General features: G+C 41.9%; 10 protein-coding genes. 8 read left to right on the forward strand and 2 right to left on the reverse strand.

Annotated features, from left to right (window positions below):
• Positions 1–71 precede the first annotated feature (71 nt).
• On the reverse strand, positions 72–1940 hold the full coding sequence (locus Q1A18_RS02105; protein ID WP_299576840.1) for an ABC-F family ATP-binding cassette domain-containing protein: 1869 nt from the start codon (positions 1938–1940) through the stop codon (positions 72–74).
• Positions 1941–2244: 304 nt separating this feature from the next.
• Here Q1A18_RS02105 and Q1A18_RS02110 point away from each other — a divergent pair, with 304 nt between their 5' ends.
• The 4 genes from Q1A18_RS02110 (at position 2245) to Q1A18_RS02125 (ending at position 5604) form a co-directional block, all read left to right on the forward strand.
• Positions 2245–2865, forward strand: a complete 621-nt coding sequence (locus Q1A18_RS02110; protein ID WP_299576842.1) for a hypothetical protein — start codon at positions 2245–2247, stop codon at positions 2863–2865.
• Between the two features lie 337 nt (positions 2866–3202).
• Positions 3203–3616 (forward strand): hydroxyisourate hydrolase, encoded by a 414-nt coding sequence (uraH, locus tag Q1A18_RS02115; protein WP_299576844.1) that lies wholly within the window; start codon positions 3203–3205, stop codon positions 3614–3616.
• 379 nt (positions 3617–3995) lie between these two features.
• Positions 3996–4637: a fasciclin domain-containing protein gene (locus Q1A18_RS02120; RefSeq protein WP_299576846.1), complete on the forward strand. Its 642-nt coding sequence runs from the start codon at positions 3996–3998 to the stop codon at positions 4635–4637.
• 292 nt (positions 4638–4929) lie between these two features.
• Complete coding sequence (locus tag Q1A18_RS02125) at positions 4930–5604, forward strand: hypothetical protein (RefSeq protein WP_299576848.1); 675 nt, start codon at positions 4930–4932, stop codon at positions 5602–5604.
• A 145-nt stretch (positions 5605–5749) separates the two neighbouring features.
• Here Q1A18_RS02125 and Q1A18_RS02130 read toward each other — a convergent pair whose 3' ends face one another.
• Entirely contained in the window at positions 5750–6454 is a 705-nt protein-coding gene (locus Q1A18_RS02130; RefSeq protein WP_299576850.1) for a hypothetical protein, read from the reverse strand.
• Between the two features lie 1218 nt (positions 6455–7672).
• On the opposite strand from Q1A18_RS02130, the gene Q1A18_RS02135 reads away from it, so the two are divergent.
• From Q1A18_RS02135 to Q1A18_RS02150, 4 genes are all read left to right on the forward strand, one after another.
• A complete protein-coding gene (locus Q1A18_RS02135) occupies positions 7673–9901 on the forward strand; it encodes an AAA family ATPase (RefSeq protein ID WP_299576852.1) in 2229 nt (742 codons plus the stop codon).
• A 44-nt stretch (positions 9902–9945) separates the two neighbouring features.
• Positions 9946–10605, forward strand: a complete 660-nt coding sequence (locus Q1A18_RS02140) for a hypothetical protein (protein WP_299576854.1) — start codon at positions 9946–9948, stop codon at positions 10603–10605.
• A gap of 50 nt (positions 10606–10655) precedes the next feature.
• On the forward strand, positions 10656–11876 hold the full coding sequence (locus tag Q1A18_RS02145) for a permease (RefSeq protein WP_299576856.1): 1221 nt from the start codon (positions 10656–10658) through the stop codon (positions 11874–11876).
• Between the two features lie 176 nt (positions 11877–12052).
• Positions 12053–13009, forward strand: coding sequence for a nitrilase family protein (locus Q1A18_RS02150; RefSeq protein ID WP_299576858.1), 957 nt, complete (start codon positions 12053–12055; stop codon positions 13007–13009).
• Positions 13010–13056 lie beyond the last annotated feature (47 nt).

Here is a 13056-nt window from a genome sequence, read left to right on the forward strand (position 1 = left end):
TGGGGGATCCGGGCATTTGAATAGGTATGCCCGGGAATACGTTTTCGAATTTTTAGAGATGAAAACTGCTTTTAGGCTTTCTCACTCAATTCCAGCCAACGCATTTCCTTTTCGTCCAGCTCATCAGTCAGTTCCCCAAAACGTTTGGATTTTTCGGTGAGCTCATCGGGCGTAAGATCGCCGGAGTTGAGTGCTTCTTCCAGCTCGCTCTTTTCTGTTTCCAGCTGGGCAATCGCTTGCTCCAGTTGCTCAAACTCCCGTTTTTCGTTAAAGCTCATTTTGGTTGAGGCCTTTTTCTTAGGCTTTTCCTGAACCGGTTTGGGCTTGGCGGCGGTTTCCGTTTTCTTGCGGGCTTCCTCTTCTTCCTCCATCTGGTTGCGGTAGATGGTATAGTTGCCCGGAAAGTCGCGGATGTTGCCATTGCCATCAAACACAAACAGGTGATCCACAATTTTATCCATGAAATAGCGGTCGTGCGAAACAATGACCACGCAGCCGCCAAAAGCTGCCAGGTAATCCTCCAGCACGTTCAGCGTCATAATGTCGAGGTCGTTGGTGGGCTCATCCAGAATCAGGAAGTTTGGGTTTTCCATCAGGATGGTGCACAGGTAAAGGCGCCGGCGTTCGCCACCGCTGAGCTTTTCCACCAGGTTGTATTGCGTTTCAGGTGGAAACAAAAAGCGGGTCAGCAGCTGGCTGGCCGTCATTTTCTGTCCATCTTCAAACTGAATGACTTCCGCAATGTTTTTGATGACATCAATCACTTTCTCGTCGGGCCTAAAGTCAATGCCTTGCTGGCGGTAGTAGCCAATGCGGATGGTTTGTCCCCAGTCAATGGTTCCTGAATCGGGCGTAATTGCACCGGTAATCACGTTGAGGAAGGTGGATTTGCCGGTTCCGTTTTTCCCAACGATACCTACTTTTTCGAAGCGCGAAAATTTGTAGCTGAAATCGGTGATGAGTTGCAGATCGTCGTACCCCTTGGAGACGTGTTCCAGTTCCAGAATCTTTTTCCCCATGCGCGAGGAAGCCATGTTCAGTTCCAGGTTATCATCCTGGCGGCTTTTGCTGGCTTTTTCTTTCAATTCATGAAACTGATCGACCCGGTATTTGGCTTTGTGGCTTCGTGCTTTGGGCATTCGGCGCATCCATTCCTGTTCAGTACGCAGCAGGTTTTTGGCCTTCTCGGTCGAAGCTTGTTCCTGCTCAATGCGTTCCTGTCTTTTTTGCAGGTAATAACTGTAATTCCCCTGGTAGTCGTAAGTCTGGTTTTGGTCAATCTCGATAATCTCGTTACACACCCGGTCCAGAAAATAGCGGTCGTGCGTGACCATAAACAAGGTGCAGTTGGTCTTTTCGAGGTAAAGCTCCAGCCACTCAATCATGTCCAGATCCAGGTGGTTGGTTGGCTCATCGAGCAACAGCAGGTCGGGTTCGTTTACCAAAACGTTGGCCAGCGCCAGACGCTTTTTTTGTCCGCCGGAAAGTTCGCCAACCCGTTGATCAAAATCCGTGATTTTAAGTTGACTCAGAATTTGCTTCACCCGCACGTCAAAATCCCAGGCGTTCAGCTCCTCCATTTTAACCGTCAGGCGTTCAATGGCTTTTTGGTCCTGGTGCTTGATGGCCGCCTCAAATTCGGCAATCACATCCAGCGATGGGTTGTCCGATCGCAAGGCCTCTTGCAGCACCGTCAGGTTGTCGTCCAGGTCCGGATCCTGCCGGAGGTAACCGATTTTGATGTCGTTGGTGCGGGTAATTTGTCCGCTGTCCGGCGTATCAAATCCGGCAATAATTTCCATCAAGGTAGTTTTTCCGGCGCCATTTTTAGCAATCAAGGCTACCTTCTGGTCCTTGAAAATGGTGAAGGAAATGTCTTCGAACAGCATCTGTTCGCCATATCTTTTCGATATCGATTCGGCCTGCAAATAGGGGATCATACACAATTTTCTTTGGCGCAAAAATAGAAATTATAATTGGCAATTAGGACTAGCCCCGAAAGCCACAGACCGAATTCCGTATTTTTCCTGCAAATATGGCTTGGGAGGAGCGTATTGAACGGGTGACTCCCAGTCGCCTGCTCAATAAAATGGAGTAGGGTGCGAGTAAGGGCTTCACTCGAAGTGAAGCCCTTACTTCCACAGAGGCTTTTATCGGAAACGAAATGAAAAGTGTCGTTGGTATAAGTATCTAGCGTTCTGAAAGCTATATTTGACTAAGCAAAACTAAACAGGAGGACTTAAGATGATAGACCTAAGTGAAATTAAAGCAAAGCCCAAAACAGGTGAAGAATGGCTAACGGATAATGGACAAAAGACAAACTATAACTTGTTAGACTTTTGGAAATGGAGCGTTTCTGATATTCTAAGTAATGCAACTCGCGGCAGATTTGCAGAATTTATTGTAGGAACTGCTATTGGCCTTAATCCTGAAAACTTAAGAGATGAATGGGATGCATATGACCTGACAACTGAAGGTGGAATAAAGATAGAAGTCAAGTCTGCCGCATATATCCAAAGTTGGAGTCAAAAGAGGTTTTCACCTATTTCATTCTCAATAAAAGCATCTAGATCTTGGGAAGGGGATGTCCAGCGTGGACAGGCCTGTAGACATGCAGATATCTATGTTTTCTGTCATTTGAAACATAAAGATCAAGATACAATTGATCCGCTAAAAATGGAGCAATGGGACTTTTATGTATTGCCAACTTATATACTTGATAACTATGAAAGAAGTCAAAGTTCAATTACTATAGCTTCTTTGAAGAAACTGGCTGAGGCTGTAAAATATGGAGTTTTAAAAAATGAGATAATAGAAGCTTATGAAAAGCAAAAAAAATACAAGCCAGATCTGCGCCTTTTTTGAGAGAAGTGATTCGTGATTAGGGGCTGAGCTTATTGGGCAGGCGACTCCAAGTCAGCTGCTCAATAAATGGAAGGAAAAGCTACAGACGGGATCTCTCGAAATCATCTGATCGGTAAGATCCTCCAATCAGCTCTATTAGCATCGCTTAGTTATAGTTAAAAGCTTGCAAGGTCTTATGTGTTAGCGCATACGGAAATCAAGAAATTACAACAGCATACTTAACTATTTGCTCCATTTGTTGTTTTAATCGGGTATGGTTGTCTCTGCTGAAGTTGAAGAATATGCAGCCCAGAGGAAATAGAGACGCCAAAGCATAAACAAATAAAAATTTTAGAAGATGAATAAGAGAAATTTAGTATTGGTTTTTTTACTTGCATGGACAAGTCTAACATTTGCGCAAGAAGCAAAATATCAGTTGTCGAGCCATATTCTTGATATTACTCAAGGAAAACCGGCCTCAAATGTGAAGATTAGTCTTTCAAAGCAAGACAACACCGGGGTATGGACAACCATTGAAGAACGAATAACGGATGAGAATGGTCGGATCAATAATTTTTTGAAAGCCGAAAAAGGGATCAGTCACCAAGGAATTTATAAGCTGACTTACTACACCAAGCCGTATTTTAACGCCTTAGATCAAGAAAGTTTCTATCCATTTATTGAGGTTGTTTTTGAGTTGAAAGACAATAGTCATTACCATGTTCCCATAACATTAAGTCCGTTTGGATATTCGACGTACAGAGGGAATTAGAAATTCACCCAACAGCCCTAAAGCAAGAGGTGTCTATAGTTATTGTTTTAGGTAGATCTGCTACTAATCGGATGACTCGAATTCATCCGATTAGTAAGTACTCTTGTTGTTCGGATTAGTAAAACGGCTCATCTGTAATTTCTTAGGTCGACTATTTTTGATTTCTGTCCAAGTAGGTATATTTTTTTTTTCGGTGATTTTGTTGTAACTTTTTTTTCCGGTTTAAAAACTAACACATTCCTCTGCCATAGTACATGGCACGTTTAAAGCTTGAGGCTTAAACGATTCCCACACAAACTTCCGCGCTGAATACAACTTGCAATTTGATGAAAATGCAGTGTATGTTTTATTTTTTTAATCCATTATTTAGTTAAGTACGATGAGGAAATTGCGATTATTGAACAAACTGACCTTACTGATGGTGTTTGTTTTTACATTGTTTGTTGTTGGCTGTAACAAGGTTGACGACGGTATTATTCCCAATTCAATGGGGGATGAGAATTTAAAAAGTGGCAAAGCGATTAAAAAGGGTGACTTAACCATTGTTGAAATCGCGCTTGATTTTGCTGGTGATCCGGCAGATGCAGAGGGCGAATTCAATGAATTGGTTAAAGCGCTTCTCTTTGTCGATGCGGAGTTAGGAACCGGACTGGTAGGTGCCTTAAACGGAACCGATCAGTACACTGTTTTTGCTCCTACTGATGCGGCCTTTATGGCGCTTTACAGTGCCCTTGGGGTTGGCGGAATCGATGAACTCCCGGCAGAACTGGTTCGGGATGTGCTACTTTATCATGTTACGGATGGCCGACGGGCTTCCAACAGTGTTGTTCCCAAAATGAATGTTCGCACTATTGAAACCCTTTTGGGAGTAAGTTTTATGGTAGACACGACGCCAATGATTACCGCAGTTGGCAATACGGCTTATTTTGTTGAAATGGATGGGGCGCTTTTAATTAATGTTTCAGCCTCCAATGGAATTATTCACGTGATTGATACGGTAATTCTGCCTATTGTGCCGTAGCTCCCCTGCTCCTTGCTTGAGGATGGGAACGGAAATAGGCCTGATGCTCAGGTTTTCCCGCCTGCAGATTAAGCAGGGAGGCGAAAATACAACTACAGCCCGGATAGCTTGATGTTATCCGGGCTGTTAGCATCCCGCCGGTATGGCCAGAGAGTAGGTGAGCGTATTGATCGAAACTTGCCAGTGAGGGCTTCACTTCATTCAGTAGCTTGCCAGTTAGGGCTTCACTTCAAGTGAAGCCCTTACTATTCAAAACCTGCAAGACTTGCCGAATTTGCGTTAAAGTCGTAATTTGAAGCAACCAATTTCGAATCAAACCGTGGAATTTGAAACCGGTCATATTTACCATGTTTTCAATCGGGGAAACAACTCGCAACGCTTGTTTTTTACCCGCGACAACTACTTGTTTTTTATTGAAAAGATCAGAACTTATATTTTGCCGCATGCTGACCTTTTAGCCTGGTGTTTAATGCCAACCCATTTCCATTTGATGGTGCATGTGAATGAAATTAGGATGCCGGTTAAAAGTGAGGGCTATGCTCCATTCAATAGCTTGCCAGTGAGGGCTTCACTCGAAGTGAAACCCTCATTATCCAAAAAGTCAAGATCATTGAATGACTCGATTGGCATTATGCTTCGATCGTATAGCCGGGCGATTCAGAAACAGGAAAACCGAACAGGAAGCCTTTTTCAAAAAGCAACCAAAGCCCGCTGCCTCACCCAAACAGATGGCATTTCTCCTGCCTGGTTTCAATCCCGCTATGGAGCAATAATTAGCAGGGCTTTTGCAGAGGACGATTATCCCCAGGTCTGTTTTGATTACATCCATGCCAATCCGGTAAAGGATGGGCTGGTCGGTCATATCGAGGAGTGGGCGTTTTCTTCGGCCCGGGATTATGCCGGCTTACGAAATGGGAAGCTGACTAACAAGGAACGAGCCAATGAGTTTGGCTTGGTTTATCGGTAGTTTCGTTAGCCTTTGAGTAAGTTGAGTAAGGGTTTCACTTCATTTAGCAGCTTGCAAGTAAGGGCTTCACTTCAAGTGAAGCCCTTACTATCATACTATCATACTCACCTTTCACTTCAAGTGAAACCCTTACTATTCAACCCGCTTACCCTTCCGTTTCGCTGAGGGCCTCGTGGGCGTCTTTGGGTTTGCCGGTTGGGGTGTCGTAAATGATGTAGTCGTTGTATTTGGCTTCGTTGGTATCTTCCCATATTTTTTTGCCGGTATTGCAGTATTTCACCAGCAGGGCATAAATTTCGTTGGCTTTTTCCACGCGATCTTCGGTGGCAATGTCGCGGTCGGCAATGGCGTCTTCCTGTTTGCTCAGGGCCTGTTCGTAGGTATCGATCCGGGTGTTCAGTTCGGCCAGAATTTCCGGCGTCAGTCCTTCACTTTCCAGCTGGGGCAACATGGCTGTGGCCACCCGATGCACCCGCCGCGCCACGTAACTCAGTTTGCCGCCGTCCAGATCGCTGACGGCCGAAACGCCAAATTTCCGGTAGTTACCCGATTGTGCACCAAACTTGTTTTCCACGCGCTGCATAATTTCCGAAACCGCATCGCGCAGCTGGATGGCCGCCTCGTCTTTTTCCTGGGTGGCGCCTACCTGCACACCCACCAGCTCATCGTCGGTCGGGATGTTGGCATAGTCGGTTAGCAACCCTTTGAAAGCGTTCAGCTTCTCTTCGGTCACCCCGTATTTGATAAACTCGACCAAATCGCGCAGCATAAAACCGACTTTGGTCATGGCAAGCGTGTAAAGTGCAGAGAGTGCAATTTTGAATTTTACGGTAACAGTCTTTTTTCTCATTCTTCTTAATTTAAGGTTTATAATTCGCAGGTCCGGTCGGACCACTTTTTTCAGATAAGTTTCATCGGTGGGGTGGAGTTCGGTGTCGCAAATTCCGATTCGCAATTGACTATCCTGAATGTTGCGAGTAAGGGCTTCACTTCATTAGCCTGCCAGTTAGGGCTTCACTCCAGCCTGCTAGTAAGGGCTTCATTTAGCCTGCCAGTTAGGGCTTCACTTCAAGTGAAACCCTAACTAGAAAATGTCCAAGTCCGTCGTTTTTAGTTGAAACACCGGGCCGACAAGTAGAAACACAATTCCGAGCGGTTCAAACACTCAAGCGAGTACTTCAAACACCTGGCAGAGTGGTTCAAACACTCAACCGAGCAGTTCAAACACAAAACCGAGCAGTTCAAACGCGTAACCGACGAGTTCAAACACTCAACCGAGCACTTGAAACACAATTCCGAGCGGTTGAAACGCTACTTTTTTGGTCGGCTGAGTATCCGGAGCTGATTTTTTGGTGTCCGGACCACTTTTTTCGGTGTGCGGACTGCTTTTTTTAGTATCCGGACTGCTTTGGAGAGTCTTCCAAGGACTTTTTTCGGTGGACAAAGGGCTCGGCCCGATGCACCAGGCGCCCGGTTGGGTATTTTAAGCCAAAGGGAAACTGTTTGAAGGAACAGCTTGATTTGTCAAAGAACTTCCAGGGGTGAATCCAGCGATTTTGAGAGTCATTCAACCCCCGGAAGCGGTCTCCAAAGTCCGGGGTAGGGCCGTTGTACGAATCGGTACGATTTGGAAAATGCTCCGGCCAATAACCGGACGATCCGAAACGACTTACTAAAATTAATGATTATGAATATAAAAGGGAAGGAGAAAAGCCCACTGACATGCAAATAATTTATGTTCTTCAGCATGATTTTGTTTATTAATGGTTTTGAAATTCATTGAAAACAAAGGGTATAGCGAAGACTTAAAACCGCTTAGTGCACCTTTGTTCGCGAACAAACAGCCTCCAGGCCCTAAAGTTGCGAATACACGTACTGTTTAGTTTATGAAAATGAGTATCTTGGGGAGTTGGTGAGAATAAGCCTTAGGAGCGAGGAAGCTTAGTGAGTGGCGAAGGGGCTTGGACCATGGTCTTGTTATAAACGGATACCACACGATGTAATCGCGCGGTAGCTTGGGGAAGTGATAAGGAAGGGGCTATGAAATAACCTAAATAAAAAAAATAAAATGATTGAGTCAATAACAATTAAGAATGTCGCGACTTATGACGAAAAAGGGATTCAAATTGAAGATCTAAAAAAGATTAATTTCATTTATGGCGCTAATGGATGTGGGAAAACAACTTTGTCCAACTTCCTATATAATCCTTCAGACGAAAAATTTAATAGTTGTTCTCTATCCTGGAAAGGAGAACAAAAACTTAATACACTAGTATATAATAAGGAGTTTAGGCAAAGGAATTTTGGGAAAGGCAAATTAGGAGGAGTATTCACATTAGGTGAAGCCACTGCCGAAGAAATAGAAGTTATTGAAAGTAAGGTAAACACTTTAAAAGAACTAAAAGAAGTTGGTACTCAGAAAAGACTTACTGTTAAAAGTCAAGAAGAAAAAAAAGATAAACTGGATGCTGAGTTTAAAGAAGCAACATGGACAAAGGTTTATAAAAAGTATGAACCTAACTTTAAAGAAGCGTTTGCAGGGTACATAAGTAAAGAAAAATTCAAAACGAAACTTCTAAATGAATTCACTAACAATAAAGAAGAACTCCTTGAAATTGACGCTTTAAAGGAAAAAGCAAATACAATCTTTGGAGAAGTTCCGCAAATGATAACTGAAATCACTAATTTCTCATTCGAAAGGATTTTAGAAATAGAAGAAGTACCAATTTGGGAAAAAATAGTGGTTGGTAAAGGTGATGTTGATATTGCCAGTCTTATTCAGAAGCTAAATATTACAGATTGGGTTAATCAAGGTCGTAAATATCTAAACGAAGAAGATGAAGTTTGTCCCTTTTGTCAGCAAAAAACAATAACATCAGAATTTAAAAAACAAATAGATAGTTTCTTTGATGAAAGATATCTTAAAGATATTGAGCAGATAAAAGCATTGAAACAAGAGTATTCGACATTAATAGAAAACTTAGTTAATGAATTGAACCTTGTCGAAACAACTCAAAAAAACTTTTCAAAATCTAAATTAGATACTGACAAGTTTTCCGCTTACCTAAAAACACTGATTAGTCAACAAACTATTAATAATGAGCGATTAGCTCTGAAAGAAAAAGAACCAAGCAGAAAAATTGAATTAATATCACTAAGAGAACAATTATCGTTGCTTTCTGAGTTGGTTGAAAAGGCAAATGCAGAAATAAAAAAGCATAACGTAATTGTCAATAACTACAACACAGAAAGAACAAATCTTATTAAATCTATATGGAGATTTGTCACAAACGATTATTCTACAGAACTTGCATCGTATAATTCTACCCATGCAGGATTAACAAAAGGGATAAAAGCCTTAAATGAGCAGATTCGCCAAAAAATAGTTGAACACAATGCTCTTGATTCTGAGATTAAAGAATTAAGTAAAAATGTAACGAGCATTCAGCCAACTATCAATGAAATAAACCGACTATTAAAATCTTATGGCTTCACAAATTTTGAAATTGTTCCTGCTAATGAAGATGGGTTTTATCAGATTCAGCGTGAAGATGGATCGATTGCTGAAACAACTCTAAGTGAAGGCGAAATTACCTTTATAACTTTTCTTTATTTCCTGCAGTTGTCCAAAGGCGGTGTTAGTGAAGAAACTGTTAACGAAGAAAGAATTCTTGTTGTTGATGACCCAATTTCTAGCCTTGATAGTAATGTATTGTTTGTTGTCAGTACACTAATAAAAGAGATAATCAAGGAAATAAAGTCTGACACAGGCAATATAAAGCAATTGATACTACTCACTCACAATGTATACTTTCATAAAGAAGTTACTTTTATTGATGGAAGGACGAAATGCTGTGGGAAAACTAATTATTGGATTTTAAGAAAAAATGAGTCGAATACAAGTGTTCAGCATTTTGTTAAGTCAAATCCTATTCAATCTTCTTACGAGTTATTGTGGCAAGAATTGAAAAGTGAAGAAGTTAAATCAAGTATTACTGTCCAGAATGTTATGAGGAGGATTATTGAAAACTATTTTAAACTTCTGGGGAAATATGGTGACGATGATTTAATACAAAAGTTTGAAACAAAGGAGGAACAAGAAATATGCAGGTCATTGATAAGTTGGATAAACGATGGTTCGCATAGCATTAATGACGATTTGTATGTAGAATTGCAGGACAGAACAATTGAAAATTATCAAAAGGTGTTTAAGGACATTTTTAAGTTGACAAATCATCAAGGTCATTACGATATGATGATGGGCATTCATGAAACGGTAGAAGAGATAGAAGCCTAAAATGTCAAACGCGACATATTTAAACAGTTATATAATATTAATAAATGAATCAACTCTCAAGAAGACAGGTTGAGATTGTAGAGTTTGCTGAAAAAGTTTATCATTCAGGACTACGACATTCGGGTGTTAATGGAACTTTATATGAAAATAAACTGATACAGTTTCTGAGAGAAGATGTACCAAAACTTGATTTTTACAGGGGCCAAATAAGATATGGAAATAGAAGCTCTTCTCAATACGATATAATAATTTGTAAGAAAGGAATAAGGCAACATGAATTTCTCAAAGAGGTAGATCCATTTGTAAATATTATAGATGAATCAGATTGTCTTGGAGTAATTGAGCTTAAGAAATGGGGTAATCCGAAAATGATTTCTCCAAACGGTTCTATTGAGAATGCCTACAGGAAATTTAAAAGCGACTTCCCGGATCTAAGTTACTTGTTCGTTACAATAAGATTTAAAGACAGAAAAAGGCTTAAAGAAAAAAAATGGATAGAATTATCAGATGAACTTAGAACGGATGGGAATTTCTGCTTTTTCGGGAATGTTTATAATTCCGATAAGGAATGGGAATTTCCTTGGGTAAATAATAAATTACTGATTGAAAGGAATCGTTCTTACCTTGGAGAATACGAAAGATTAATAAGAAAAATAGAAGTTTTGTCATTAAAAGTGCCTCCTTCCGCTGGCGCGGATTTGTGATCTGCGCCCCTGGATTAAATGCCATGAATAAACACTAAAATAAAAGCTCAATGAATGAATTTTTAGACCAATGGGGTGAAGCAGCCTATACCAGTCTGGGATTTTTCTGGATGGCTATGTGGGCATTTGTTTTGGGGTATTTTATAAGCTCCATGATACAGATTTTCATTACTGAAAAACGCATGCAGGAGGTAATGGGAGACAAGAGTGGGAAAAGTGTCCTTTTAGGCACTTTCTTTGGGTTTATAAGCAGCTCCTGTAGTTTTTCAGCGTTGGCCACTTCGAAGTCTTTATTTCAAAAAGGCGCTAGCTTTGTTTCATCCATCGCCTTTTTATTGGCTTCCACGAATCTTGTAATCGAACTTGGAATAATCATTTCAATCTTTTTAGGCTGGCAGTTTGTGCTGGGCGAATATATTGGAGGTATATTACTGATACTCTTTAGCTGGTTGCTGATTCGAATTCTAAAACCGCATCGGCTAATCAAAAATGCCAGAAACAAGCTTAATCAATCTCCGGAGAACGAGCATCATGCCCAAAAATCGTTTGAGGAAAAAATAAAATCCACCGAAAACTGGGCAAAGGTTGGAAAGCAGTATGCCATGGAGTGGAAAATGGTTTGGAAAGATGTAACCGTAGGATTCACAATAGCAGGGATTGTCGCTGTTTTTGTTCCGGACTCCTTCTTTCAAACACTTTTTATTAATACGGGCAGTGGCCAGCAAACATTTGGTTTTTTTACATTACTTGAACATGTTATTGTTGGACCCATTGCCGCATTTCTAACCTTTATTGGCTCAATGGGCAATATTCCGCTTGCCGCACTGCTTTTCGGAAAAGGAGTGAGTTTTGCGGGGGTAATGGCTTTTATATTCAGCGACCTTGTTGTATTTCCTGTTTTACGCATCAATGCCAAATACTACGGCTGGAAAATGTCTCTCTTTATCTTGTTTTTGTTGTTCGCCTCACTTATAGCCACCTCCTTATTGCTGCATTATGGGTTTGAATTATTTGGTCTTATACCAGAAGCAACTGCCTCGGGTATAACTGAAAAAGAACATTTTAAAATCGATTACACTTTCTTCTTAAATCTTGCCTTTGTGGCGATATCCGGAATTCTAATCTATTTCGGTTTCTTTAAAGGGAAAAACGTAAAACATCATAAAGAGATGGCTCCAAAAAGTCCGTTGCTGGAAAAAGGATTGAAATGGATCGCTATTGTAAGCTATATCTGGTTGTCAATCGGAATAATTTTGAAGTACCTCTTTTAAATTGATAAAGTAAAATATAACAAGATACACCGCAAGCATCCGCTGGCACGGATTTATAATCCGATCCTGGCAGCAAGACCCGAAAAATAATAAGCGCTAATATCCTTGGCGGATCAGCACTTTAGAATTGCCATTTTTTGATAGAACAAACCAAATAACCACCAACAAACGGAACCATGGAAAAACTAAAACTAGCGAGTGCACAATTTGAGAACCGGAGTGGGGATAAAGATTACAACCTCGGTGTGATGGATCGTTTAGCCGGCGAGGCTGCCCGGCAAGGAGCTGATGCCATTGCGTTTCACGAATGCTCGGTGACGGGCTACACCTTTGCCCGGCACCTTTCGAAAGAGCAGTTGTTGGATTTGTCGGAGTTGATTCCGGAAGGGGAGAGTGTGCAACGTCTGACTCAAATTGCCCAAAAGCATGGGATTGTGGTGTTGGCCGGTTTGTTTGAGAAAGATGCTCAGGATGAGCTGTTCAAAGCGTACGTTTGTGTGGATCAAAACGGTTTGGTGGCTAAGTACCGCAAGCTGCATCCGTTTATCAATCCCCATTTGAATCCGGGAGATGCCTATTGTGTGTTTGAGCTGAAGGGCTGGAAGTGCGGCATTCTGATTTGCTACGACAACAACATTCTAGAGAATGTAAGGGCCACCAAATTGTTGGGTGCCGATATTCTGTTTATGCCGCATGTAACCATGTGTACGCCGTCTACGCGGCCCGGTGCGGGTTTTGTTGATCCGGCCTTATGGGAGAGCCGGGAAAATGATCCGACCTCGCTTCGCCTGGAGTTTCAGAGCATGAAGGGGCGGGGCTGGCTGATGAAATGGCTTCCGGCCCGGGCGTACGACAATGGTATTTATGCGGTGTTTTCCAACCCGATTGGGATGGATGACGATCAGCTGAAAAATGGCTGCTCGATGATTGTTGATCCGTTTGGGGATGTGCTGGCCGAGTGCCAGACTTTTGAGGACAGCTTTGCCCTGGCAACCCTTACGCCGGAAAAACTGCAGCAAGCGGGCGGTTACCGGTATCTGCAGGCACGCCGCCCCGAACTTTACCGCGACATTATTGGGCAGGAACACCAGTCGGAACAGAAAGTGGTTTGGCTGAATCCGGGAGAAGAATAGCGTGAATCTTCCTTTTGGCAAGGGATGAAACGAAGGCTGTTGTTAAA

Origin of the sequence: uncultured Sunxiuqinia sp., from assembly GCF_947495665.1 — a bacterium.
Taxonomy (GTDB): Bacteria; Bacteroidota; Bacteroidia; order Bacteroidales; family Prolixibacteraceae; genus Sunxiuqinia; species Sunxiuqinia rutila.

Bases quoted from the DNA above. Each gene is read 5' to 3' on its own strand.
- Q1A18_RS02105 (WP_299576840.1), bottom strand. From the start codon at position 1,940: ATGATCCCCTATTTGCAGGCCGAATCGATATCGAAAAGATATGGCGAA.
- Q1A18_RS02110 (WP_299576842.1), top strand. From the start codon at position 2,245: ATGATAGACCTAAGTGAAATTAAAGCAAAGCCCAAAACAGGTGAAGAA.
- uraH (WP_299576844.1), top strand. From the start codon at position 3,203: ATGAATAAGAGAAATTTAGTATTGGTTTTTTTACTTGCATGGACAAGT.
- Q1A18_RS02120 (WP_299576846.1), top strand. From the start codon at position 3,996: ATGAGGAAATTGCGATTATTGAACAAACTGACCTTACTGATGGTGTTT.
- Q1A18_RS02130 (WP_299576850.1), bottom strand. From the start codon at position 6,454: ATGAGAAAAAAGACTGTTACCGTAAAATTCAAAATTGCACTCTCTGCA.
- Q1A18_RS02135 (WP_299576852.1), top strand. From the start codon at position 7,673: ATGATTGAGTCAATAACAATTAAGAATGTCGCGACTTATGACGAAAAA.
- Q1A18_RS02140 (WP_299576854.1), top strand. From the start codon at position 9,946: ATGAATCAACTCTCAAGAAGACAGGTTGAGATTGTAGAGTTTGCTGAA.
- Q1A18_RS02145 (WP_299576856.1), top strand. From the start codon at position 10,656: ATGAATGAATTTTTAGACCAATGGGGTGAAGCAGCCTATACCAGTCTG.
- Q1A18_RS02150 (WP_299576858.1), top strand. From the start codon at position 12,053: ATGGAAAAACTAAAACTAGCGAGTGCACAATTTGAGAACCGGAGTGGG.